At 74.9% G+C, this 23388-nt stretch carries 22 protein-coding genes; all 22 read right to left on the bottom strand.

The genetic code is table 11. The annotated features are described in order from the left end of the window. Positions 1-92: 92 nt before the first annotated feature. The 22 genes from ACTSKS_RS06790 to dinB all read right to left on the bottom strand — a co-directional run bounded on the left by ACTSKS_RS06790 (position 93) and on the right by dinB (position 23378). Positions 93-1055, bottom strand: coding sequence for an RluA family pseudouridine synthase (locus ACTSKS_RS06790; protein WP_442927395.1), 963 nt, complete (start codon positions 1053-1055; stop codon positions 93-95). A 4-nt stretch (positions 1056-1059) separates the two neighbouring features. Next, positions 1060-1530: a signal peptidase II gene (lspA, locus tag ACTSKS_RS06785; RefSeq protein ID WP_060774652.1), complete on the bottom strand. Its 471-nt coding sequence runs from the start codon at positions 1528-1530 to the stop codon at positions 1060-1062. Between the two features lie 56 nt (positions 1531-1586). Continuing rightward, positions 1587-2180 (bottom strand): DivIVA domain-containing protein, encoded by a 594-nt coding sequence (locus ACTSKS_RS06780; protein WP_136940918.1) that lies wholly within the window; start codon positions 2178-2180, stop codon positions 1587-1589. A gap of 139 nt (positions 2181-2319) precedes the next feature. After that, positions 2320-2616: a YggT family protein gene (locus tag ACTSKS_RS06775; RefSeq protein ID WP_144879652.1), complete on the bottom strand. Its 297-nt coding sequence runs from the start codon at positions 2614-2616 to the stop codon at positions 2320-2322. Positions 2617-2623: 7 nt separating this feature from the next. Further along, the gene (gene sepF, locus ACTSKS_RS06770) at positions 2624-3256 is read right to left on the bottom strand and encodes a cell division protein SepF (protein WP_060774653.1); all 633 of its coding nucleotides are present in this window, start codon (positions 3254-3256) and stop codon (positions 2624-2626) included. Between the two features lie 110 nt (positions 3257-3366). After that, positions 3367-4155, bottom strand: coding sequence for a YggS family pyridoxal phosphate-dependent enzyme (locus ACTSKS_RS06765; RefSeq protein WP_442927394.1), 789 nt, complete (start codon positions 4153-4155; stop codon positions 3367-3369). Then, entirely contained in the window at positions 4152-4973 is an 822-nt protein-coding gene (locus ACTSKS_RS06760; RefSeq protein WP_144879650.1) for a polyphenol oxidase family protein, read from the bottom strand. Before ACTSKS_RS06760 ends, ACTSKS_RS06765 begins: the two co-directional genes overlap by 4 nt. Continuing rightward, positions 4970-6187 carry a cell division protein FtsZ gene (ftsZ, locus tag ACTSKS_RS06755; RefSeq protein WP_060774656.1) on the bottom strand — a complete coding sequence of 406 codons (1218 nt, stop codon included), beginning with the start codon at positions 6185-6187 and terminating at the stop codon, positions 4970-4972. Before ftsZ ends, ACTSKS_RS06760 begins: the two co-directional genes overlap by 4 nt. Positions 6188-6504: 317 nt before the next feature. Continuing rightward, positions 6505-7233, bottom strand: coding sequence for a cell division protein FtsQ/DivIB (locus ACTSKS_RS06750; RefSeq protein ID WP_406921871.1), 729 nt, complete (start codon positions 7231-7233; stop codon positions 6505-6507). A 53-nt stretch (positions 7234-7286) separates the two neighbouring features. Beyond that, positions 7287-8774, bottom strand: a complete 1488-nt coding sequence (gene murC / locus ACTSKS_RS06745; RefSeq protein WP_095694684.1) for a UDP-N-acetylmuramate--L-alanine ligase — start codon at positions 8772-8774, stop codon at positions 7287-7289. Continuing rightward, positions 8771-9901 (bottom strand): undecaprenyldiphospho-muramoylpentapeptide beta-N-acetylglucosaminyltransferase, encoded by a 1131-nt coding sequence (murG, locus tag ACTSKS_RS06740; RefSeq protein ID WP_036314165.1) that lies wholly within the window; start codon positions 9899-9901, stop codon positions 8771-8773. The genes murC and murG overlap by 4 nt, the downstream gene beginning before the upstream one ends. Beyond that, positions 9898-11190: a putative lipid II flippase FtsW gene (ftsW, locus tag ACTSKS_RS06735; RefSeq protein ID WP_095694685.1), complete on the bottom strand. Its 1293-nt coding sequence runs from the start codon at positions 11188-11190 to the stop codon at positions 9898-9900. Before ftsW ends, murG begins: the two co-directional genes overlap by 4 nt. A 44-nt stretch (positions 11191-11234) precedes the next feature. Next, on the bottom strand, positions 11235-12830 hold the full coding sequence (murD, locus tag ACTSKS_RS06730; RefSeq protein ID WP_442927393.1) for a UDP-N-acetylmuramoyl-L-alanine--D-glutamate ligase: 1596 nt from the start codon (positions 12828-12830) through the stop codon (positions 11235-11237). Then, a complete protein-coding gene (mraY, locus tag ACTSKS_RS06725; RefSeq protein WP_044659502.1) occupies positions 12827-13954 on the bottom strand; it encodes a phospho-N-acetylmuramoyl-pentapeptide-transferase in 1128 nt (375 codons plus the stop codon). The genes murD and mraY overlap by 4 nt, the downstream gene beginning before the upstream one ends. Continuing rightward, positions 13951-15465: a UDP-N-acetylmuramoyl-tripeptide--D-alanyl-D-alanine ligase gene (locus ACTSKS_RS06720; RefSeq protein WP_442927392.1), complete on the bottom strand. Its 1515-nt coding sequence runs from the start codon at positions 15463-15465 to the stop codon at positions 13951-13953. Before ACTSKS_RS06720 ends, mraY begins: the two co-directional genes overlap by 4 nt. Beyond that, complete coding sequence (locus ACTSKS_RS06715) at positions 15462-17219, bottom strand: Mur ligase family protein (RefSeq protein WP_442927391.1); 1758 nt, start codon at positions 17217-17219, stop codon at positions 15462-15464. Before ACTSKS_RS06715 ends, ACTSKS_RS06720 begins: the two co-directional genes overlap by 4 nt. Positions 17220-17257: 38 nt before the next feature. Further along, positions 17258-19012, bottom strand: coding sequence for a peptidoglycan D,D-transpeptidase FtsI family protein (locus ACTSKS_RS06710; protein ID WP_235186536.1), 1755 nt, complete (start codon positions 19010-19012; stop codon positions 17258-17260). A 68-nt stretch (positions 19013-19080) separates the two neighbouring features. Then, entirely contained in the window at positions 19081-19650 is a 570-nt protein-coding gene (locus ACTSKS_RS06705) for a hypothetical protein (RefSeq protein WP_442927390.1), read from the bottom strand. A 20-nt stretch (positions 19651-19670) separates the two neighbouring features. Continuing rightward, complete coding sequence (gene rsmH, locus ACTSKS_RS06700; RefSeq protein ID WP_036384563.1) at positions 19671-20666, bottom strand: 16S rRNA (cytosine(1402)-N(4))-methyltransferase RsmH; 996 nt, start codon at positions 20664-20666, stop codon at positions 19671-19673. 142 nt (positions 20667-20808) lie between these two features. After that, positions 20809-21240 carry a division/cell wall cluster transcriptional repressor MraZ gene (gene mraZ / locus ACTSKS_RS06695; protein ID WP_002854575.1) on the bottom strand — a complete coding sequence of 144 codons (432 nt, stop codon included), beginning with the start codon at positions 21238-21240 and terminating at the stop codon, positions 20809-20811. A 322-nt stretch (positions 21241-21562) separates the two neighbouring features. Beyond that, entirely contained in the window at positions 21563-21949 is a 387-nt protein-coding gene (locus tag ACTSKS_RS06690) for a DUF3040 domain-containing protein (protein ID WP_012750919.1), read from the bottom strand. A 133-nt stretch (positions 21950-22082) separates the two neighbouring features. Next, a complete protein-coding gene (gene dinB, locus ACTSKS_RS06685) occupies positions 22083-23378 on the bottom strand; it encodes a DNA polymerase IV (protein ID WP_036384565.1) in 1296 nt (431 codons plus the stop codon). Between the last annotated feature and the right edge of the window lie 10 nt (positions 23379-23388).

Genomic DNA, 23388 nt, shown 5'->3' with positions numbered 1-23388 from the left:
CGACGGGGAGGACGGCGGGGCCGCACCAGCCTACTCGTGGTGCCCGGGCGGCGGGGCCGGACCGGGACGGGGGTCACGTCGACGGTGCCGGCTCAGTCCTCGTCGCCGCGCAGCGCCGCCAGGGCGTGGGCGAGGTCGTCCGGATACGGGGAGGTGATCGTCACCGGCTCCCCCGTGACCGGGTGCGGGAACGCCAGCCGGTGGGCGTGCAGCCACTGGCGGGTCAGCCCGAGCTCGGCCGCCAGTCGCGGATCCGCCCCGTACGTGAGGTCGCCGACGCACGGGTGGCGCAGCGCCGAGGTGTGCACGCGGATCTGGTGGGTGCGCCCGGTCTCCAGGTGGACCTCGAGCAGGGTGACCCGGCCGAACACCTCGAGCGTCTCGTAGTGGGTCACGGACGGCCGGCCGTCGTCGAGCACCGCGAACTTCCAGTGGTGGCCGGGATGCCGCCCGATGGGCGCGTCCACGGTGCCGCTCAGCGGGTCCGGGATGCCCTGGACCACGGCGTGGTAGACCTTCTCCGGCACGCGCTCGCGGAACTGGTCCTTCATGGCCGTGTAGGCGCGCTCGGTCTTGGCCACGACCATGACCCCGGTGGTGCCGACGTCGAGCCGGTGCACGATCCCCTGGCGCTCGGGGGCACCCGAGGTGGTGATGTGGTAGCCGAGGGCGGCCAGGGCGCCCACCACCGTGGGCCCGACCCAGCCGGGCGAGGGGTGCGCGGCCACGCCGGTGGGCTTGTCCACGGCCACCAGGTCCTCGTCCTCGTACAGGATGCTCAGCGCGTCCACGCGCTCTGCCCTCACTTCCAGGGGGTCGGGGTCGTCGGGGACGTCGACGGCGAGGGTCTCCCCCGCCACGGCCTTCGCGGACTTGGCCAGGACGCGGTCCCGGCGGCCGGAGCGCGACTCGGCCCGCACCAGGCCCCGGGAGAACCAGTCCGCCAGCAGCGAGCGGGAGACGCCGAACGCGTCGGCGAGCACCGCGTCGACCCGCCGGCCCGCCTCGGCCTCGGTGACCTCGAGCCGTTCGGTGAGTCCCGGTCTCATGCCCATGTCCTCACGCCTCCCGTGTGCCGTCCAGGCGGCGGCCGGTCATCACGAGCAGAGCGACGCCGATGACGGAGCAGACGATGAACGAGTCCGCCACGTTGAAGATCGCGAAGTGCGGCACGGAGATCATGTCGACCACGTGGCCGCGCCCGAACGCCGGGGGCCGGAACAGCCGGTCCGTGAGGTTGCCGAGCACGCCGCCGGCGAGCCCGCCCAGCGCCAGGGCCCACGGCGTCGAGCGCACGCGGGCGATCCCGACGAGGGCGGCCACCGCCACCACGGCTTGGATGACGGTGAACACCCAGGTGTGGTCCTCGCCGATGGAGAACGCCGCGCCCGGGTTCAGGATGTAGTGCCAGCGCAGCACCCCGGGGATCACCGCGACGGAGTCCCCCAGCTGCATCGTGCTCTCGACCGCGTACTTGGTCAGCTGGTCGAGGGCGTAGGCCAGCACCGCCACGATGAGGGCGGTGAGCACGGCTCGCCGGCCCGCGCGAGGGGATCGCGGGGCCGACGTGGCGTCGACGGCTCGGCTCACGCCGCGGGCGTGGGGGGCTCGACGCGCTTCTGGGCGCGGATCTCGCGCAGCTGGCCCTCGATGTAGGAGGTGAGGCGGCTGCGGTAGTCGGTCTCGAAGCTGCGCAGCTGTTCGACCTCGCCCTCCAGGCCGGCCTTCTCCTCGGCCAGGGCCTCGAGGGTGCGGGCCTTCTGCTCCTCGGCGTCGCTGACGAGCCGGGCCGCGGTGGCCTCGGCCTCGGCGACGAGCTCGGTGCTGCGCTGCTCGCCTGCGGCGACGTGCTCGTCGTGCAGCCGCTGGGCCATGGCCAGGACGCCGGCGGCGGAGGTCGCGGCCGCGTCGGCGGCCTCGGGGGCCGCGGCCGGCTCCTCGACGGAGGACGGCGTCGCGGCGGCCTCCGGGGTGTCCGCAGCGGGGGCGGCGGCCGCGGCGGCGCCGCCGGCGCGCAGCTCCGCGTTCTCGGACTCGAGCTGCTCGTTGAGGGCGATCAGGCGCTTGAACTCCGCCACGATCTCGTCGAGGAAGTCATCCACCTCGGTCTGGTCGTAGCCCTCGCGGAACTTCGTGGGCTGGAACTGCTTGTTGACCACGTCTTCCCAGGACAGCGCCATGGAACCGTCTCGCTCTCTGCTCGGTGCTCTAGGACGGCCGGGCGGCCCGGCGCGTCGGCGGTCGGCGCGCCGGTGAGGGGCGGCGCCGACCCTGCCGCGAAGACTACCACCGGGGCCGACAGCCGCCCCGGGCCGCGGGTCAGGCCACGCCGGCCAGGCTCACCACCAGGACCCGCAGCAGGACGACGCCGAGGAACACGATGAGGAAGGCCACGTCCAGGCCGATGCCGCCCAGGTTCACCGGCGGCACGGCACGACGCACGGGGCGCAGCAACGGATCGGTGGCCCCGTACACGCCGCTGGCCAGCACGAGGGCCGCCCCGGTGGGGCGCCAGTGGCGGGCGAACGACTGGGTGACGTCCAGGACGATCCGCACGGTCAGCGCCGCGAGCACCACCGTCAGGGCGAGGTAGGCGAGGGCGAGGAGCAGCTGCATGGGCGCCTCAGTCGCCGTCGAACGGGGAGTCGGCCTCGCCGGACTCGCCCTGCTCGGCGCCGACGACGTCCACGGTGGCCGGGGTCAGCAGGAACACCTTGCTGGTGATGCGGGAGATCGAGCCGTGCAGGCCGAAGACGAGGCCGGCCGCGAAGTCCACGAGGCGCTTGGCCTCGTTCTCACCGAGGTCGGTGACGTTCATGATCACGGGGACGCCGGAGCGGAAGGACTCGCCGATCGCCTTCGCGTCGTTGTAGGAGCGGGGATGGACGGTGGACAGGGTGTGCACGGAGGCTCCTTCGGCAGACGACGCTGCGGCTCGCTTGATGGGGGTCACCGGGGCCCGGTAGCCCGGGTCGACCGGCTCGGGACGCGCCGGACGCCGGGGTTCGACGGGATCGGCCGCGGTGGAGCCGGACGGGGTCACGGGCTCCGGCCGCTCGGCCGGCTCGGGATCGCGGACCGCAGCCGGGCGGACGGCCTCCATGTGGGGGTCGGTGTCCGGCTCCGCGGGGCGGCGCGCCTCGACGACCTCGTGTCGGGGCGCGGTCTCCCGCTCGGCGGCACGCGGCTGCTCGTCGTACTCGTCGCCGTCGGCCAGGCCGAGGTAGATCATCGTCTTCTTCAGGGCGCCAGCCATGAGTCTTCCTTCACCACGTCCTCCGGCCCCGGGGGCCGCCGTCGTTCGTCGTCGGTGCGCGTGCGTCCGCGCGGTCCTGTCGCGTCCCGCCGGGACGCGCGGGGTCAACGTTAGCCCACCGCGTCCCGGGCCCCCAGAACGTCGGAGCCGATGCGCACCTGTGTCGCCCCGGCGCGCACGGCCGCCTCGAGGTCCGCGCTCATCCCCATGGACAGCGTGGTGGCCTCCGGATGCGTCTGCCGCAGGCCCGCGCCGAGAGCGGCGAGCCGGCGGAACGCGTCCTCCGGGTCCAGGCCGCGCGGTGCCACGCACATCAGCCCGCCCAGCCGCAGGCCCGGCAGGCCGGCGATGACGTCCGCGAGGGCGGGGACGTCCTCGGGACGGGCGCCGCCGCGCGGGCCGATCCCCTCGGGGCGGTCCTCGTCGGCGCGGTCGTCGACGTCCACCTGCACGAGGCACTCCAGGTCGGGGATCGCGGCCTCGGGCTCGCGCTCGCGCCGCAGCAGGAGCGCTCGCGAGAGCGCCTCGGCCAGTTCGGGTCGGTCCACCGACTCCACCACGGACGCGTAGCGCACCACGTACTTGGCCTTGTTGGTCTGCAGCTGGCCCACGAAGTGCCAGCGCGGGGCGTCCGCCCCCAGGGCCGCGGCGACGGCCTCGGCCTTGGGCCGGGCCTCCTGGTCGCGGTTCTCCCCCACGTCGGTCACGCCGAGCGCGGCGAGGCGCACGACGTCCTCGGCGGGGTGGGTCTTGGTCACGACGACGAGCGCGGGCTCCGCCTCGCGCCCGGCGTCCCGCGCGGCGTCGGCGATGCGGGTGCGCACCGCGGCGAGCGCGTCGGCGATCTCCCGGGCGCGGGGGTCCGTCGGGGTCGGCCCGGCGGTGGCGGGGGCGGTCATGCCTCTCCTCTCGGGGTGGTGGCGTCGGGGTCGGTGCGCCAGACGAGGCCGGCGAACCGGCCCTCACCGGGCGCCCGGCGGTGCGAGAACAGGCGTTCGTCCTCGCGCGTGCACACGTCGATCGTCGCGGCGGCCACCCCGCGGGCACGGAGGACCTGTGCGGCGCCGGCGGGCAGGTCGAGGGCGGGGGTGCCCCAGGACGTGGTGGCCGCGGTCGCCGGGAGGCGGGCGGCGGCCTCGGCACGCATGGCGGCGGGCACCTCGTAGCAGCGGCCGCACACGCCGGGACCGATCCAGGCGCGCAGGCCGGGACCGGTCCGGTCGGTCTCCGGGCGCAGGGAGAGCAGACGATCGACGGTCGCCTCCAGGACGCCGTCCAGCAGCCCGCGCCGCCCGGCGTGGGCCACGGCGGTCGCGCCGGTCGTCTCGTCGACGAAGACCACGGGGAGGCAGTCGGCCACCATGACGGCCAGCGGCCGGGACCCGTCGCGGCTCACGGCGGCGTCGGCCACGGGGGCCGGGGCACCGCCGCGCCCGGGTCCGTCCGCCCACACGACGTCGGCCGAGTGCACCTGGTCCAAATAGAGCGTCGCGTCCTCGGGAACCCCCATCACGCGCTCCAGGGCGCGACGGGCGGCGCTGACGCGAGCGAGCCCCTCGGCCTCGTCCGGCGGGACCACGTGCAGCGCGAGGTTGCCGGCGGCCACGGACGTCCAGGCCACGTGCACGGCGCCCGTCGCGGTGCGGACGGTCTCGCGGTGCACGAAGGGGCCGGCGGGGACCCGTACGGTCCCGGCCGGCCCCTCCGCGGCCGTCACTTGAGGAAGTCCGGGACGTCCAGGTCCGAGGACCCGGCGCCGAGGTCCGGCTCCACCACGGTGGGCAGGTCCTGCTGGCGGCGCGGCTGCTGCTCCTGCGGGGCCAGCGGCACGGTGCCGCGCACGGCGGGACGCTCGGCCTGCTGCGGCTGGGCCGGGGCGGGCTGCGGCTGGGCGGGGACGGGCTGCGGCTGCGTGGGGGCCGCGGCCCGCTGCGGGGCCGCCTGCTGCTGCACGGCCTGCGGGGCGGCCGGGGCGGAGGTGACGTCCACCTTGTCGAAGCCCGCGGCGATCACGGTCACGCGCACCTCGTCGCCGAGGGCGTCGTCGATGACCGCGCCGAAGATGATGTTGGCCTCCGGGTGGGCGACCTCCTGGACCAGGCGCGCGGCCTCGTTGATCTCGAAGAGGCCGAGGTCGGAGCCGCCCTGGATGGAGAGCAGCACGCCGTACGCGCCGTCGATGGAGGCCTCGAGCAGCGGCGAGGCGATCGCCAGCTCGGCCGCCTTGACGGCGCGGTCCTCGCCCTGCGCGTGGCCGATGCCCATGAGCGCGGAGCCCGCGCCCTGCATCACGGACTTCACGTCCGCGAAGTCGAGGTTGATCAGGCCCGGGGTGGTGATCAGGTCGGTGATGCCCTGCACGCCGGAGAGGAGCACCTGGTCCGCCTGACGGAAGGCGTCCATGACCGAGACGTTGCGGTCCGAGATGGACAGCAGGCGGTCGTTCGGGATCACGATGAGGGTGTCGACCTCGTCCCGCAGGGCGTCGATGCCCGCCTCGGCGGAGCCGGCGCGACGGCGGCCCTCGAACGTGAACGGGCGGGTCACGACGCCGATGGTCAGGGCGCCGAGCGAGCGCGCAATGCGGGCCACGACGGGCGCCCCGCCGGTGCCGGTGCCGCCGCCCTCGCCCGCGGTCACGAACACCATGTCCGCGCCCCGCAGGACCTCCTCGATCTCCTCCGCGTGGTCCTCGGCGGCCTGGCGGCCCACCTCGGGGTTCGCGCCCGCGCCGAGTCCACGGGTGAGCTCGCGGCCCACGTCCAGCTTCACGTCCGCGTCCGACATCAGCAGCGCCTGGGCGTCCGTGTTGATGGCGATGAACTCCACGCCGCGGAGCCCCACCTCGATCATGCGGTTCACGGCGTTCACGCCGCCGCCGCCGATGCCGACGACCTTGATGACGGCCAGGTAGTTCTGGGGTGCAGCCACGGTGTTGGTTCCCTTTGTTCGAGATCTCGAGAGGTCAGCGCGAGGCACAACGCCCCGGTGATCGGCGGCCACCCGGGGTGGACACCTTCAAGCACAGCGTGAAGCGAGCCTCGCGCGCGTTCGGGTCCACCGTACTGGGAGGCCCGCGTCACGTGCAAAAGAAAACGGCGTGTCCACGCGGAAAAGACGGCCTCCGCATCAACCTTCACGTGAGACTCGAAGGACCAGCCGCCGCGGTGATGGCACCCGGACTCGCGCGAGGCCCCGCGCCCCGACCTTCACCTTCACGTTCTACTGGAGACTCCTGTGGCCCCGGTTCAGCGCGTGATCGGCCGCGTGGGCACGGAGACGTCGATCTCGGCGACGCCGCCCGCCGCGGATCCGTGCCGCTCGTCCGCCAGGAACGCCTCGGCCACGGACCCCTTGAGACCGGCGTCCTGCGCGTCGCCCCAGACCAGGGTCACCCCGCCCTCAAGCGCCAGACGGACCTGGCCCGGGCCCCGGGAGTCGGCCGTCTCGACACGATCCGCTACGGACTCCGGCAGGGCGGCCAGCACCTCGGCCACCTCGGCGCGCTCCTCCTGCGCCCGCTGCGGCAGCTCCTCCGAGAACGCGGGGAGGTCCTCGCCCTCGAGCCGTTCCTCCGGCACTTCCGTCAGGACGGTGCCGTCCGCGAGCAGCAGCTGCACGCCGTCGTCGCCGTCCCGCCGGGCCCGCGCCTCGTGCTCCCGGACCGCGACCTCCAGGCCGGTGGGCAGGCGGGGCACGGTCTGGACCTCGGCCACTCCGGGCAGACCACCGACCAGCTCGCCCACACGGCCGGCGCCGACGCGGGACAGCGGCACGCCGTACACGGGCTCCAGGCGCTCCTGGACGGCGGTGGCGGAGACATGGCGGGTGCCGGTGACCTCGACGCGGTCCACCGCGAGCACGGGCGAGAAGAACACGACCCAGCCCAGGACGGTCAGCACCGCGAGCACCGCGGCCGCCACACCCCAGCGCGTGGCGCGGCGCCGGCGCGCGGTGCGGCCCGGGAATCGGACCACGGTGGAGGCGTCGGCCCCGGCCGGAGCGACCGGCGGCGTCCCGCGGCCGAGCCTCACGGGTGGGCGACGCCGGGCGCCGCGTCCCGGCCGAGCTCGGCCAGCAGGTCCGGGCCCAGGGCGGTCACGTCCCCCGCGCCCATCGTCAGGACGACGTCGCCGGCCGTGGCGCCCGCCGCGAGCGAGCGCACCGCCTCGGCGCGGTCCTCGGCGACGACACGGTCCTCGGCGGCGCCCGTGGTGAGGCGGGACGCGATGAGGGACGAGTCGACGCCGTGCATCGGCTCCTCCCGAGCCGCGTACACGGGCAGCACGCGCACCGCGTCCGCCCCGGAGAGGGCGGCGGCGAACTCGGCGGCGAAGTCCCGGGTGCGGGAGAACAGGTGGGGCTGGAACAGGACGTGCACGCGGGCGTCGCCGGCCACGGCACGGCCGGCGGAGACCGCGGCGGCCACCTCCGTGGGATGGTGCGCGTAGTCGTCGAAGACCCGCACGCCGCGCGCGGCGCCGCGGAACTCGAAGCGGCGGGCCGTGCCCCGGAAGGCCTCCACGCCCCGCACGGCGGCCTCGAAGGCCATGCCCGCCCGGACGGCGGCCAGGACCACGGCGGCGGCGTTCAGCGCGTTGTGGCGGCCGGGCACCTGCAGGTGCAGGGTGCGCTCCGGGCCGTCCGCCATCCGGAACGTGGCGCGCTGGCCCACTCCGGTCTCGCCCGGCTCCACCGCGAGGTCGGTGACCAGCAGGTCCGGCGCCACGCCGTCACGGGGCGCCGAGCCGTAGGTCACGACGTCGGCGGCCGCGTGCTCCCGTGCCCACGCGGCCAGGTCCGCCGCGCCGGCGTCGTCGAGGCAGGCCACGAGGACCCCGCCCTGGGCGGCGGCCGGCAGCCCGCCCGCGAAGTCCCGGAAGACCTGGTGCACCGCCTCCTCGGTCCCGTAGTGGTCCAGGTGGTCGGCCTCCACGGTCGTGACGATCCCGACCGTGCTCGGGTAGTTCACCAGGGTGCCGTCGGACTCGTCGGCCTCCGCGATGAACCACTCGCCCTGGCCCGCCCGGGCGTTGGTGCCGAGCCCGGCGACGGCGGCGCCGACCGCGAACGTGGGGTCCCAGCCGGCGTCGGAGAAGGCCATGGCGGCCATGGAGGACGTGGTGGTCTTCCCGTGCGTGCCGGCGACGGCCAGCACCCGGTGGCCGCGCATGGCCAGGGCGAGGCCCTCGGAACGGTGCAGCACGCGCAGTCCGCGCGCCACGGCGGCGTCGTGCTCCGGGTTGCCCGGCCCGGCGATCGAGGAGGCGATCACCGTGGTGACGTCCCGGCCGAGGTGCGCGGCGTCGTAGCCGACCGTGATCCGGGCGCCGCCCGCGGCGAGCTCGCGCATCACGGGCAGGTCCTTCGCGTCGGAGCCGGACACCGCGACGCCCTGCTCCTGGAGGATGCGGGCGACCCCCGACACGCCGACGCCGCCGATCCCCAGCAGGTGGACGCGGCCCAGGTCGGCGAAGCGGCCCTCGGCCGCGGGACGGGTGCTCTCGTCTCGGCTCATCGCCGGGCTCCTTCCTGGGCGGCCGAGCGCACGAGGCCGGCCATGGTGACGTCCGCGTCCCGGACGCCGAAGCGGGCGGCCGCCTCGCCCATGCGCGCGAGACGCTCAGGGTCGGTCGCCAGCGGGATCAGCTGACGCTGCACCCACGCGCGCCCGAAGGCGTCGTCGCGGACGAGCAGCGCGCCCTCCGCCTCCACCACGGGGCGGGCGTTGAGCGCCTGCTCGCCGTTGCCGATGGGCAGGGGGACGTAGACGGCGGGCAGGCCGACCGCGGACACCTCGCAGACCGTGCCGGCGCCCGAGCGGGCGACGATCAGGTCGGCGGCGGCGTAGGCCTGCTCCATGCCCGCCAGGTACTCCCGCTGGACGTAGCCGTCCCGGACCAGCAGGCTGCCGTCGTCCTCGGTGAGGGCCTTGTCCCGACCGGTCAGGTGGAATACCTGCAGACCGGCGTCCAGGAGGTCGCCCAGCGCGGCGCGCACGGTGCGGTTCACGGCCAGCGCACCCGAGCTGCCGCCGGTCACCACGACGGTGGTCCGGTCCGGGTCGAGGCCGAGGGCCTCACGGGCGGCACGGCGGGCGGCCGCCCGGTCCAGGCCGGAGATCTCGGGGCGCATCGGCATGCCCACCCAGCGGGCGCCGCGGAGGCGGGTGTCCGGCAGGGCGGTGCCGACGTGCGCGGCCCGCAGGGCGCCGATGCGGTTGGCCAGGCCGGGGCGGGCGTTGGCCTCGTGGACCACCACGGGCACACCGGCCCGGAACGCCGCGAGGTACACGGGGGTCGCGACGTAGCCGCCCACACCCACGACGACGTCGGCGCGCCGGTCCCGCAGGATCCGGGCCGCCGTCGCGACCGCGGCGCGCATGCGGGCCGGGAAGCGGACGACGTCCATCGACGGGCGGCGCGGCATCGGGACCCGGTCGATCAGGTCGAGCTCGTAGCCCGCCTCGGGGACGAGACGCGTCTCCATGCCGGAGGCGGTGCCGACCATGGTGCACTCGACGGGACCGCCGCCGTCGCCCTCCAGGGCGCGGGCGATCGCGAGCATCGGGGAGATGTGGCCGGCGGTGCCGCCGCCGGCCAGCACCACCCGCAGGGGTCCGGAGGGATGAGAGGTCTGCGTCATCGGGGCTCCTGGAGGGCGGGGGTGGGGATCACGGGGAGGGGGTCGGTGTCCGGCTCGTCCGCCTGCGGGCGGGCGTCCGGCTGGACGGCACGGCGGCGCTCGTGCCGGGCGAAGGCCAGCACGATGCCGACCGCGCTCAAGGACAGGGTGAGCGCGGAACCACCATAGGAGATGAAGGGCAGCGGGACGCCCACCACGGGGATGATCCCGGAGACCATCGCGATGTTGACGGCCGCCTGACCCACCAGCCAGGCCAGGATCCCCCACGTCGAGAGGCGGATGAACGTGGACGTGGTCCCGGCGGCGACGCGGTAGATGCCGATCGCCAGGCCGAGGTAGGCCAGCAGCACCACCAGCGTGCCCACGAGTCCGAGCTCCTCGCCGAGGATGGTGAAGATGAAGTCGTTCTCGGCCTCCGGGATGTAGCTCCACTTCTGGCGGGACTGGCCGAGGCCCGCGCCCCACCAGCCGCCGGAGGCCAGGGCGTACATCCCGTGCGCCGGCTGGAAGCAGGGGTCGGTGGCGTCGGAGCAGTCCCCCATCCAGGCCTGCACCCGGACCATGCGGTGCGGGGCGAGGAGGGTCAGGGCCAGGATGCCCAGCACGCTCAGCGCCAGGAAGGTGAGGAAGACCCCCCAGTGGGTGCCGGCCACGTACAGCACCGTGGCCAGCACGATCGCGAGGATGATCGCGGTCCCGAGGTCGCTGCCCGCCATCACCAGGCCCAGCAGCAGCAGGCCGCCGGGCAGCACCGGGATCAGCGCGTGCCGCACCTGGGTGACGAGGCGGTGCTTGCGCTCCAGGACCGCCGCCGCCCACAGGGCCAGGGCGAGCTTGGCGGCCTCGGAGGGCTGCATCCGGAACCCCCCGATGCCCAGCCAGTTGCGATTGCCGCCCACGGTGACGCCGAGCGGGGAGAACGCGACCAGCGCGAGCAGGATCACGGCCACGCCGAACGCCGGCCAGGCCATCGCCTTGAGGACGCGCACCGGCAGGCGCGAGAACACGAGCAGGGCCGCCACGCCCGCCACCGCCCAGGCGGTCTGGCGCAGGAACAGGGCGTACGAGCCGCCGCCGGTGCCGATCGCCTCGACGGAGGACGAGGAGAGCACCATCACGAGGCCCAGCACCGTGAGCAGGGCGGTGCAGCCGCTGATGAGCAGGACCGACAGGTCGAGGGCGCGGCGACCCTCGAGGACCCGCCACATCCGGCGCAGGAGCCGTTCCCGATGCTCGGGGGCGTCGTCGTCCGCGCCGGAGCGCACCGGGCGGAGCTCGATCGGGGACATGGCCCTCCTCACGGGGGAAGCGAGACGGTCGGGTGGGCGGCGGGTCAGTCGGCGTCGGGCGCGGCGTCGTCGTGCACGTCCCAGCCGTGCTCGCGCATCAGCCCGGCGACGGCCTCGATGAACGCCTCGCCGCGGGCCGCGTAGGAGCGGAACTGGTCCATCGACGCCGCGGCGGGCGCCATGAGCACGGTGTCGCCGGGGCGGGCCAGGCCGTCGGCCACGCGCACCGCCTCGGCCATCACGGCCGCACCGTCGGCGGGGCCGGTGCCGTCGGCCGCGGCGAGGGGGGCGTGGACGGGGACCTCGGGGGCGTGCGCGGCCAGGGCCGCGCGCAGGGCCGAGGTGTCCCTGCCCAGGAGCACCACCGCGCGGAGCCGGTCGGCGTGCGCGGCCACCAGCTCGTGATAGGTCACGCCCTTGGGTAGGCCGCCGGCCAGCCACACCACGGAGCTGAACGCCGCCAGCGACGCGTCCGCGGCGTGCGGGTTCGTCGCCTTGGAGTCGTTGACCCACATGACGTCGCGGGAGGTGGCCACGAGCTGGATGCGGTGCTCGCCGCGGTCGTAGGCGCGCAGGCCCTCGGCCACGGCCGCGGGGCTCACCCCGACGGCCCGGGTCAGCGCCGCCGCGGCGGCCGCGTTGGCCATGGTGTGGCGCGGCGCCACCGGGCCCAGGTCGGCGCGCTCGGCCAGGGCGATCGCCTCGTGACGCCGGTTGTCCAGGAACGCACGGTCCACGAGGATCCCGTCCACGACGCCGATGTCGGACAGGCCCGGGGTGTCCGTGGTGAAGCCGATCGCGCGGCAGCCCTCCTGGACGTCCGCGCGTTCCACGAGGGTGCGGGTCAGCGGGTCCTGCTCGTTGAACACGCAGGCCACCCGCGTGTTCGCATACACCTTGCCCTTGGCGGCGGCGTACTCGTCCATCGAGCCGTGCCAGTCCACGTGGTCCTCGGCGAGGTTCAGCACCGCGGACGAGGCCGGGGCCAGGCCGTGCGTCCAGTGCAGCTGGAAGCTGGAGAGCTCGAGGGCGAGCACGTCGAAACCCTCCGGGTCGCGGATCGCGTCGAGCACGGGGGTGCCGACGTTGCCGCAGGCCACCGCCCGACGGCCGTCCGCCCGCAGGATGGCCTCGACCATCGTCACGGTGGTCGTCTTGCCGTTCGTGCCCGTCAGGCACACCCAGTCGGCGGTCTTCCGCCCGGCGCGCTCGCGCAGCCGCCAGGCCAGTTCGACGTCGGACCAGATCGGCAGGCCCGCCGCGTGGGCGGCCATCAGCAGCGGCTGGTCCGGCCGCCAGCCCGGGGAGGTCACGACGAGGTCCGCGGCGGCGCCGTCGACCTCGGGCAGCGCCTGCGTGGCCGCCCGGTCGAGCAGGACCTCGCGGACCCCCACGATCCGCAGGGTCTCGGCGCGCGCCCGGTTCTCCGGGCCGCCGTCGCCGTCCACCACCACGACGGCGGCGCCCAGCTCGGCCAGGGTGTCGGCCACGGAGAAGCCGGTGACGCCCAGGCCCGTGACGACGACGCGCAGGCCGGCCCACCCCGGGGCGTCCCAGGACGTGAGGTCGGCGGTGCGGGCGGTGTCGGCGCGGGGCCGGCGCACCGGTGCGGGCGCGGCGTCGGACGCGGGGCCGGTCACGGGGTCACCCCCGCGAGGCCGCCCTGGCGGATGAGCCAGTCGCCGTAGAAGATCGCGAGCCCCACGGTGACGCACATCAGGGACAGCAGCCAGAAGCGGACCACGACGGTCACCTCGGCCCAGCCCTTGAGCTCGAAGTGGTGCTGCAGCGGCGCCATGAGGAACACGCGCTTGCCGCCGGAGACCTTGAACCAGCCCACCTGGATGATGACGGAGAGGGTGATCGCGACCATGAGGCCGGCCAGCACGGCCACCAGGATCTCGGTGCGCGTGAAGATCGCGAAGCCGGCCAGGGCGCCGCCCAGGCCCAGGGAGCCGGTGTCCCCCATGAAGATCTTGGCCGGGGAGGTGTTCCACCAGAGGAACCCCAGCAGGCTGCCCGTGAGGATCGCCGCGAGCAGGGCGAGGTCCATGGGGTCGCGGACCTCGTAGCAGCCGCGGGTGCCCTCGAGCGCACAGGACTGGCTCGCCTGGAAGAGCGACATCAGGACGTAGGCGCCCGTGATCATGGCGGTGGCGCCCGTGGCGAGCCCGTCGAGGCCGTCCGTGAGGTTCACGGCGTTCGTGGTGGCGGTGGTGATGAGGTTCGACCAGATCACGAACAGGATGACGCCGATCGCAGGTCCGGCGAAGGCCAGGTCGAGCCACGGGATGTCCCGGGCGAAGGAGATCGCCGTCGAGGCGGGGGTCAGGCCCCGCTCGTCCGGGAAGTTCAGGGCGAGGACGGCGAAGGCGGTGCCGATCAGGGCCTGGAGGATGATCTTGCCGCGCGGCGTCAGGCCGAGCGAGCGCTGCTTCGTGATCTTCGTGAAGTCGTCCACGAACCCGACGAAGGCCATGCCCACGGTGAGCAGCAGCAGGATGAGGCCGGAGGCCGTGGGCCCGCCGAAGTCGACGCCGAGCAGGGCGAGCAGCCCGTGGGTGATCAGGTACGCCAGCACGAGGGACCCGATGATGACCGCGCCGCCCATCGTGGGCGTGCCGCGCTTGGTCTTGTGGGTGGTCGGGCCGTCGTCGCGGACGAACTGGCCGTACCCGCGCTTGACGAGGAACCGGATGAACAGCGGGGTGCCGGCGGCCGAGAGGACCAGGCCGAGCACGCCGCCGATGAGCAGTCCGATCACGGTCGGGACTCCTTCGGGGAGGCGGAGGGGGCGGCGACGGCGTCGGCCGTGGCGAGGCGCTCGCCGAGGGCCGCGAGCCCGACGCCGTTGGAGGACTTGACGAGGACGAGGTCGCCGGGGCGCAAGTTCTCGGCGAGGAACGCCTCGGCCTGCGCGGCGTCGTCGACGAAGTGCGCCTCCTCGCCCCAGCTGCCCTCGTTGAGGGCGCCGATGTAGAGCGGCCGGGCTCCGGCACCCACGACCAGCAGCTGGGCGATGTTCAGGCGCACCACGGACTCGCCCACGAGGGTGTGCTCACGGACGCGGGCATCGCCGAGCTCGAGCATCTCCCCCAGGACGGCCCAGGTGCGGCGGCCGCTGGAGCGGCCGAGGGTGGCCAGCGTCCGCAGCGCGGCGCGCATGGACTCGGGGTTGGCGTTGTACGCGTCGTTGATGATCGTGACGCCGTCCGCGCGGTCGGTGCGTTCCATCCGGAAGCGGCTGGCGGGCCCGAGCCCGTCGAGACCACGGGCGATCTCGGCCGGGTCCATGCCGGCGGCGTGGGCGGCCGCGGCGGCGGCCAGCACGTTGTGCACGTGGTGCAGGCCGGTCAGTCCGGAGGCGACCGGATGCCGCACGGCGGCCTCATCCGTCCCGACCTGCAGGTCGAAGACGGGGCGCTCCTGGTCGTCGGCGCGCACGTCCCGTGCGGCGACGAGTCCCGACGCGCGGCCGGCGGCCACGTCCTCGGCCGCGCGGGCGACGCCCCGCTCGTCCGCGGTGAACCAGGTGATCGGGGCGGCGGTCCGTGCCGCCATGCCGGCGACACGCTCGTCGTCGAGGTTGAGGACGGCGACGCCGTCGGGGCCGAGGGCCTCCACGAGCTCGCCCTTGGTGCGCGCGATGTTCGCCACGCCGCCGAAGCTGCCCGCATGGGCGGTGCCCACCATGAGCACGACGCCGATGTCCGGGCGCACGATGTCGCAGAGGTACGCGATGTTGCCGACGTGGTCCGCGCCCATCTCGACCACAAGGAAGCGCGTGTCCAGCTCCGCCCGGAACACCGTGAGCGGCACGCCGACCTCGCCGTTGTACGAGCCGACCGGTGCGACGGTGGGGCCCTGGGTGGCCAGCAGCGCGGCGAGCAGGTCCTTGGTGGTGGTCTTGCCGGCCGAGCCGGTGATGCCGATGACGGTGGTCGGGGAGTGCTCCCGGACGCGGCGCACGACCTCCCGGGCGAGCGCGCCCATCGCGAGCACGGCGTCCTCCACGATGATCGCCGGGTGCGCGGCGCCGTCGGGGGCGTGCGTGGCGCGCTCGGCGAGCACAGCGGCGGCGCCGGCGCCCAGCGCGGCGTCGATGAAGTCGTGGCCGTCGGCGCGCTCCCCCGGCTTCGCCACGTAGAGCGTGCCCTCGGCGGTGACCTCCCGCGAGTCGGGGGTGACGTGCACCAGCACGGTGGCGGGGTCGAGGGTGGCCGAGAGCGTGCCGGACACGGCCTCGGCGATCTGGGCTGCGGTGAGAGCGATCATGACTCGATGACCTTACCCTCGCGGACTGGGCCGGAGACCGAGGCGGAGGCCACAGCGGCACCGGCGGCCAGGGCCTCGCGCAGGGCCACCCGATCGTCCAGCGGGACGAGCTCGCCGTCGTAGTCCATCGTGGTCTCGTGCCCGCGGCCGGCCAGGAGGATGCCGTCCTGCGGCCCCGCCAGCTCCACGGCGCGGCGGATGGCCGCGGCACGGTCGGCCACCTCCTCGATCACGACCGTGCGGCCCTCCTCCCGCGCGATGCGGTCGGCCTCGGCCCGGGCGCCGGCGAGGATGTGGGCACGGATCGGGGCCGGGTCCTCCGAGTGGGGGGTGTCGTCGGTGACGATCACCACATCCGCCGCCCGGGCCGCGATCGCGCCCATCACGGGCCGCTTGTCACGGTCACGGTCACCGGCGGAGCCGAACACGATCAGGGTGCGGCCGCGCGTCCCGGCCGCCGCCCGGGCGTCGGCGAGGGAGCGCAGCGCCTGGACCATGCCGTCCGGGTTGTGCGCGAAGTCGACGACGGCGTCCGGCTCGCGGCCCACGACCTCCATCCGCCCCGGGACGGCGGCGGCCAGAGGGCCCTCGCCCGCGGGCACGTCCAGGACGGCCGCGAGCGCGTCCAGGTGCTCCTCCCCCACGGCGTGCAGCACGAGCAGGACCGCGAGGGCCGCGTTGGCCACGTTGAAGCGGCCCGGCAGACCGACGGAGGCCCGCAGCTCCCGGCCCGTGGCCGCGTGGCGCAGCGTGAAGCGGTGGCCGAGGCCGTCCGGCGCGAGCTCGGCGACCTCCCAGTCCGCCCGGACGCCGGGGTCGTGTTCGGCCAGGGCGCCCGGCGTCGGCGCGGCCGGCCCGAGGGCGAGCGTGGTGACGGGAGCGCCGGCGGCCCGGGCCATGGCGACGCCCCAGCGGGGCCCCTCGCCGCCGTCGAGCGTGATGACGGCGTGGTCGGTGCGGGCGGGGTCGAACAGACCGGCCTTGGCCGCGAAGTACTCCTGCATCGAGCCGTGCATGTCCAGGTGGTCCTGGGTCAGGTTGGTGAACCCGGCCACCGCGTAGCGCAGGCCGGCGATCCGCTGATACGCCACGGCGTGGGAGGAGACCTCCATGACGGCGGTGTCCACCTGCTCCTCGCGCATGAGCGCCATGAGGGCGTGCAGCTGGGTGGCCTCGGGCGTGGTGAGCGTGGAGGGGACCTCCCGCTCCCCCGCGCGGATCAGGATCGTGCCCACGATGCCCGACCGGCGCCCCAGGGCCTCGAGCAGGGCGGCGGCGAGGAAGCTCGTGGTGGTCTTGCCGTTGGTGCCGGTCACACCGACCAGGCGCGGGCCGGCGTCGCCCCCGCCGCCGTAGACGCGGGCCGCCACGGTGCCGGCGGCGGTGCGCACGGCGTCGGCCTCGAGCACCGGGGCGTCGGCCAGGTCCTGCTCCGCCAGGAGCGCGCGGCCCGCCGCGTCTGTCAGGACGCCGACGGCGCCAGCCTCCAGCGCCCTGGCCGCGAACGCGGCACCGTGGGCGTGCGCCCCCGGAACGGCGACGTAGAGGTCGCCCGGGCGCACGACACGCGAGTCGAGGCTGACCCCCGTGACGCCGTCGGCCGGGGCCGCGCCGTGGACGTGGGCCGCGATCCCCGCCCCGGCCAGCGACTGTGCGAGGGCGGGCCAGGGCGTGGCGGGGGTGTGGGAGGGCCGGAAGGCGGCGTCCTGCTGGGCCGGGGTCAGCGGCGCAGGGGGGTCGCTCGGGGTGGTCATGGGGGTGCTCCTGGGGTGCTCGGGGCCGGCGGCGTGGGTCACCACGGCCGGTCCTGTGGATCGTCCACGAAGACGCGGTAGTCGTTCGGCTCGGCTCCGGTGGCGGGCACGTCCGCCTGGCGGAGCATGTACTCCATGATCGTGGCGGCCGCGACGGACACGTCCCGGGAGCCCTGCTTGGACGGCGGCCGATGCATGGACACGGACACCACGAAGCGGGGGTCGTCGAGCGGGGCGACGGCGGTGAAGCCGAGGTTGTAGCCGTCGTACGTGCCGGTGTCGCTCGCAGCCTCGGCGGTGGAGGACTTGCCGCCCACGCGATACCCGGGGATCGCGGCGGCCTTGCTGGTGCCCTGCGTCACGACGGTCTCCATCATGCGGAGCATCTGCGCCGCCGTCTCCTCGGAGACCACGCGGTGGGGCTCCGCGGACGACTCCCAGCGCTTCTCCGCGCCGTCGCCGTCCACCGTGGCGTCGATCAGCCGGGCCGGGATCAGCACGCCGCCGTTGGCGAGGGCCTGATACATCTGGGCGGTGTGCAGGGTGGTCTGGGTGTAGCCCTGGCCGAAGGCCGTGGTCAGGCGCTGGCGGCCGTCCCACTGTTCGGGCGGGACGAGGACGCTGCCCGCCTGCTGCGGCAGGCCGAGGTCGATGGGCTGGCCGACCCCGAAGGAGCGCATGTACTCGTAGCGCTGCTCGTCCGTGATCTTCTCGGCGATCTGCACCGTGCCCGTGTTGTAGGAGCGCGCGTAGATGCCTGCGACGGTCATGTCGAACGTCGGGTGCGGGGAGAAGTCCCGGATGGTCTGCCCGTCGAAGTCCTGGCTGCTGGGGACGGTGAAGCCGTCCGTGGCGGTGACCTTCCCGGCGTCGACGGCGGCCGCGATCGGCAGCGCCTTGCCCGTGGAGCCCGGCTCGTACGGGGTGCTCATCACGGTGGAGGTGCGGAAGTTCCCCTCGGTGGCGTCGGGGTCGGCGGGGTCCACCGTGGTGGAGTCCGCCATGACGATCACGTCGCCCGTCTTCACGTCCATCACGACGGCGTTCGCCCACTCCGCGTCGTACTCGGCGGCGAGGGCGCCGAGGGTCTCCTGCGCGAACCACTGGGCGTCCTTGTCCACGGTCAGGCGCAGGTCGGCGCCGTCCACGGCCGGAACCTCCTCGAGCGGGGCGTTGGGGATGCGGATGCCGTCTGCGCCCACCTCGAACGTGCGGGTGCCCGGGGTGCCGGTCATGACGTCGTCCTGGCTGAGCTCGAGGCCCTCGAGGGCGGTGCCGTCACCGCCCATGAAGCCGATGATGCTGCCGGCGACCGACCCGTTCGGGTAGGTGCGGCGGTCCACCGCCTCGGAGAGCAGGCCCGGCACGTTGAGCGCCATGGCCTTGTCCCGGACCTCCGGGGTCACGGAGCGACGCACCACGGCGTACGGGCGGGAGCCGATGGTGGCCTCGCGCACCTCCTCCTCCGTCATGCCGAGCACCTCGGCCAGGCTGGCCAGGCGGGAGTCCACGTCCACGAGCACGGTCTCCCGGGCCTCGCGGTCCCATTCGTTGAAGTCCTTGACGAGGCGCTGGTCCACGACGATGTCGTAGCGGCGCACGCTGGCGGCCAGCACGTCGCCGTCGCGGTCCAGGATGGACCCGCGCTGCGGCAGGGTCTCCTGGTGGGTCAGGCGCTGGTCCATGGCCGCCGCGGCCTGCCCCGTGGGGTCGATGCCCTGCACGTAGACGAGCCGCAGTGCGAGCCCGCCGAGCAGGACGAAGACGAGCAGGAGAAGGATGCGGGTGCGCACGGCGGGGTGCCCGGGAGCGGGCCCGACCGTCGATCCGCCGCGGGGAAGGTGCGAGGCGGGACGGTCGATCAACGGTCGGCGGCGTCCTGGTCGGGGGCGGCGGAGGCGTCCTCGCCGCCGAGGGTGCGCGGTCCCTCGATCTCGTCCTGGCCGTCGCCGGCCGTCCCCTGGCGGACCGCGTCCGCGTCCGCCGGCGGCGCGACGTAGGTGGCGGAGATGTCGCCGTCCTGGGCCGCCTGGGCCTCGCCGCTGAACTGGCCCGTGCCCGCGTCCACGGAGGCGGTGCCGGCGGGGGCGACCATCCCGAGGGCGTCGGCGCGCGCGGCCAGGTTCTGCGGCGCCTCGAGGTGGCCCACCTGCTCGGCCAGCCGCTCATTGGTCTCGGTGACGGCCTGCTGCTCCTGGCGCAGGTCCAGGAGGGCGTACTGCCGGTTGGACATGGTGATGTTCATGACGAGCACCGCCGCGAGCGCGGCGAGCACCACGAGGACGCACAGCACGCTCACGCCGGAGCGGGATCGGGGCAGCGGGGCGGGCACCACCGAGAGCGGCGTGCGCTCCTGCGGAGCCGGCCGCGCGGGGGCGACGGGGGTCGACCCGGGGCGCAGCGACTCTGCGATCCGTGCGTGTGCGGCCATGCTCATCTCCTCGTGCAGCGTCATGCCGTGGTCCTGGACGTCCTGATCTTCTCAACCGCACGCACTTTCGCGGAGGAGGCGCGACGGTTCTCTGAGATTTCTTCTTCGGTGGGCTTCTCGGTGCCGCGGGTGAGCACCCGCACCACGGGTTCGTGCTCCTCCAGCACCACCGGGAACCCCGGGGGCGCCGTGGACGTGGCCCACGCGCTCAGGTGCCGCTTCGTGATCCGGTCCTCGAGGGAGTGGTAGCTCATCACCACGAGGCGGCCGCCCACGTGGAGGGCGTCGAGGATGGCGGGCACGGCGGCGTCGAGGATGTCGAGCTCCTCGTTCACGGCGATGCGCAGGGCCTGGAAGGTGCGCTTGGCCGGGTGCCCGCCGGTGGCCCCCGCGGCGACGGGGACGGCCGAGCGGATCACCTCGACGAGGCGGCCGGTGGTCTCGATGGGGGCTTCGGCGCGGGCCCGGACGATGGCCCGTGCGATGGGGCCGGCGAAGCGCTCCTCACCGTCGCGACGGATGATGCGGCGCAGCTCCTGCTCGTCCAGCTCCGCCACGAGCGTCGCGGCGGAGCGCTCGGCGGTGTCGTCCATGCGCATGTCCAGCGGAGCGTCGTAGGAGTAGGCGAAGCCGCGTTCCCGGTCGTCCAGCTGGTAGGAGGACACGCCGAGGTCGTAGAGCGCGGCGTCGACCTTCGTGACGCCCGCGGCGGCCATGGCCTCGGGCACCCGGTCGTAGGTGCCGTGGAAGGGGATCAGGCGCTCGGCGAGGGGGCCGAGGCGCTCGACGGCCATGGCCTGGGCGTGGACGTCGCGGTCGATGCCGATGACGCGCAGGTGGGGGAACCGGGTCAGCAGGGCCTCGGTGTGCCCGCCCATGCCCAGCGTGCCGTCGACGGCGACGGGCGTGCGGCCGGCCTCGAGCGCGGCCTGGACGGCGGGGGCGAGGAGGTCGACGACGCGGTCCCGCATCACGGGCAGGTGGCGGTCCTCGGGGCGCGGCTGGCCTGCGTCCACTCTCGACCTCCTGCTCACATCGCGGTCCTGGCGGACCTCGGGCGGGATCCCCATCCGTCCGCCGCCGCGCCTGGCCCAGGGGAAGACGGGTCAGGTGCGGCGGCGTCGGCTGGAGGTCTCGCTCGAGGTCGGGTGGTCATGGTCAGAAGACGCCGGGCAGGACGTCCTCGTCGGTCTCGGAGAAGGCGGCTTCCTGCTCGGCGAGGTAGGTGTTCCAGGACTCCGAGTCCCAGATCTCCACTCGCGTCCCCGCGCCGATCACGGTCACGTCCCGGTCCAGCCCCGCGTACTGTCGCAGCGGCGCCGGCACGGTCACCCGACCCTGCTTGTCCGGGACCTCGTCCGACGCCCCCGAGAGGAAGACGCGGATGTAGTCACGGGCCTGGCGGGAGGACAGTGGAGCCGACCTCATCTGCTCGTGGACCCGCTCGAACTCACGAGCGCTGAACACGTAGATGCAGCGCTCCTGACCCCGGGTCAGGACCAGCCCCTCCGCCAGCTCCTCGCGGAACTTGGCGGGGAGGATCAGCCGGGACTTCTCGTCGAGCCGGGGGGTGTACGTGCCCAAGAACACGGCAGACCCCCTGGCTCGTCAAGCGGTCCCTCCCGACCAAGGTCGGGACCCATGCTCTCTCCTTCCCTCCACATTACCCCACTTCCCTCCACCATCAACCCCGGACGCGGGTCCCGGCGCCACGGGCGTGTCGAGGCCCCCCGAGTCCGGCGCGCCATCCCGCGGGTCCCGGGGCCGGTGTCGCCGTGGAGGGACGTGGAGGACCGGTGGGCCCCGGTGGAGGGCCGCGGCGACGACGGAGCCTCGGGCAGCGGAAAGGCCCCGATCCGGAGCGGATCGGGGCCTGGAGTGGAGGATAGTGGGGGCCCGGCGGGCCAGGCGCTCAGTCGCCTCCGGCGCGCCGCTCGTCCCAGCGCCGCTCGAGGCGGCCCATGAAGTCGCCGCCTCCCTGCCGTCGCGGTGCGCCCGACCGGCGGGCCTCCGGGCCCGAGGCCCCGGAGGCGACGGCGCGGGGCCGCGTGGTCAGCAGGAAGATGCCGGCCCCGATGACGACGACGCCGAGCACGCCCAGGAGGATCGCGTGGTTGGCGACCCCGAGGACCACGACGAGCAGCCCGACCACGGCGAGGACGGCCCCGGCCACGACGCGACCCACGGGCAGCCGATGCCGCCCCGTGTCCGCCATCTGGGTGGCCAGCCGGGGGTCCTCGGTGCGCAGCTGCTGCTCCAGCTGGTCCAGCATCCGCTGCTCATGCTCTGAGAGGGGCATGGCGACTCCTTCGAACGCGGCCTCCGACACCTCCGGGACCGGGAGGGGACGCCCGCGCGTCCGACTTGCCCTCCAGGATAGGACCTGCCGCCCCACCCTAGCCAGGTGGCGACGTCGCCGGCCCCGGAACCCCTCACTCCCGGTCCGGGCCTCCGGGGCCCGGCCGCGGCGCGTCCCGGCGGGCGTCGGCGCGGGCCTCGCGTCGTCCCAGCAGCGACGCCGGCCGCACGGCCGCCGTCGGGAAGCGCCGGGCGACGGCGTCCAGGGCGGCCTCGGCACCGGCCCAGTCGCCCGCCTCCGACGCCTCGTCCTCCGTCCCCCAGGCGGGACCGCCGAAGAGCGCCTCCTGGGCCGGGGGCTGATCGGCCTCGTCCCCGAGGCGCTCGGCGCGCACGCCCACGAGCCGGATCGGATGCGGCCGTTCGGCGTGCAGCTCGTGGACGAGTCGCCGCGCCGGGCCGAGGAGGTCGTGGCCCGTGGCGGTCGGCCGGGCGAGGCGGGCGGTGCGGCTGCGGACCGACCCGTCCGGCGCCTTGAGGCGGACTGTGACCGCGCCGGCGGTGACCCCCTCCGCGCGCAGCCGGGCCGCGACCCGGTGGCACAGGCGCAGGACCTCCGGGTCGGCGCCCGCGACGTCGACGGGGTCGACGTCGAAGGTGTGGTCCGCGCCGATGCTGCGGGCCGCCGGGCGCGGGGCGACGGGGCGCGGGTCGATGCCCCGGGCGAGCGACGCCCACTCCCGGCCGGCGGCCCCGAACGACGCCTCCAGCCGCGCGGGGTCCACCCGGGCGAGGTCGCCGATGGTCGCCACCCCCCGCCGGGCGAGCCGCTCGGCCGCCTTGGGGCCCACGCCCCACAGCCGGCCCACGGGCAGCGGATGGAGGAAGTCCAGGGTGCGCTGCGGCGGCACGATCAGCAGGCCGTCGGGCTTGGCCGCGGTGGACGCCGTCTTGGCCACGAACTTCACGGCCGAGCCGCCCACGGTGCACGGCAGCCCCAGCTCGGAGCGGACGCGCTCCCGGATCAGGTGGCCGATGTGCTCGGGCGGGCCGAGCCGGCGGCGGGCGCCGGCGACGTCGAGGAACGCCTCGTCCACGCTGAGCTGCTCCATCACGGGGGTCACGTCCGCGAACACGGCCATCACCTCGGCGGAGACGGCCCGGTAGAGCTGCTGGCGCGGCGGGATGACCACGAGGGGCGGGCACAGGGCGCGGGCGTGCGCCAGGGGCATCGCCGAGCGGACCCCGTAGGCCCGCGCCGCGTACGAGGCGGAGAGCACCACGGACCGGCCGCTCGGGGCGGCGACGGCGGCGGGACGCCCCTCGAGGTCGGGCCGTTCGCGCAGCTCGACGGACAGGAAGAACGCGTCCATGTCCACGTGCAGGATCGTCGCCTCCTCGCGGGGTGCAGCGGGCGCGGTCTCGGACATGGACCGAGCC

The sequence above is a fragment of the Micrococcus sp. TCR-5 genome (genome assembly GCF_052220525.1).
Classification (GTDB): domain Bacteria; phylum Actinomycetota; class Actinomycetes; order Actinomycetales; family Micrococcaceae; genus Micrococcus; species Micrococcus luteus.
This window is presented reverse-complemented; position numbering and strand designations above follow the sequence as displayed.

What these genes read in the sequence shown, in the direction of transcription:
- ACTSKS_RS06790 (WP_442927395.1), bottom strand. Translation starts at nt 1,055, where the DNA reads ATGGGCATGAGACCGGGACTCACCGAACGGCTCGAGGTCACCGAGGCC.
- ACTSKS_RS06780 (WP_136940918.1), bottom strand. Translation starts at nt 2,180, where the DNA reads ATGGCGCTGTCCTGGGAAGACGTGGTCAACAAGCAGTTCCAGCCCACG.
- ACTSKS_RS06775 (WP_144879652.1), bottom strand. Translation starts at nt 2,616, where the DNA reads ATGCAGCTGCTCCTCGCCCTCGCCTACCTCGCCCTGACGGTGGTGCTC.
- sepF (WP_060774653.1), bottom strand. Translation starts at nt 3,256, where the DNA reads ATGGCTGGCGCCCTGAAGAAGACGATGATCTACCTCGGCCTGGCCGAC.
- ACTSKS_RS06765 (WP_442927394.1), bottom strand. Translation starts at nt 4,155, where the DNA reads ATGACCGCCCCCGCCACCGCCGGGCCGACCCCGACGGACCCCCGCGCC.
- murC (WP_095694684.1), bottom strand. Translation starts at nt 8,774, where the DNA reads ATGAGCCGAGACGAGAGCACCCGTCCCGCGGCCGAGGGCCGCTTCGCC.
- murG (WP_036314165.1), bottom strand. Translation starts at nt 9,901, where the DNA reads ATGACGCAGACCTCTCATCCCTCCGGACCCCTGCGGGTGGTGCTGGCC.
- ftsW (WP_095694685.1), bottom strand. Translation starts at nt 11,190, where the DNA reads ATGTCCCCGATCGAGCTCCGCCCGGTGCGCTCCGGCGCGGACGACGAC.
- ACTSKS_RS06720 (WP_442927392.1), bottom strand. Translation starts at nt 15,465, where the DNA reads ATGATCGCTCTCACCGCAGCCCAGATCGCCGAGGCCGTGTCCGGCACG.
- ACTSKS_RS06715 (WP_442927391.1), bottom strand. Translation starts at nt 17,219, where the DNA reads ATGACCACCCCGAGCGACCCCCCTGCGCCGCTGACCCCGGCCCAGCAG.
- ACTSKS_RS06705 (WP_442927390.1), bottom strand. Translation starts at nt 19,650, where the DNA reads ATGGCCGCACACGCACGGATCGCAGAGTCGCTGCGCCCCGGGTCGACC.
- ACTSKS_RS06690 (WP_012750919.1), bottom strand. Translation starts at nt 21,949, where the DNA reads ATGCCCCTCTCAGAGCATGAGCAGCGGATGCTGGACCAGCTGGAGCAG.
- dinB (WP_036384565.1), bottom strand. Translation starts at nt 23,378, where the DNA reads ATGTCCGAGACCGCGCCCGCTGCACCCCGCGAGGAGGCGACGATCCTG.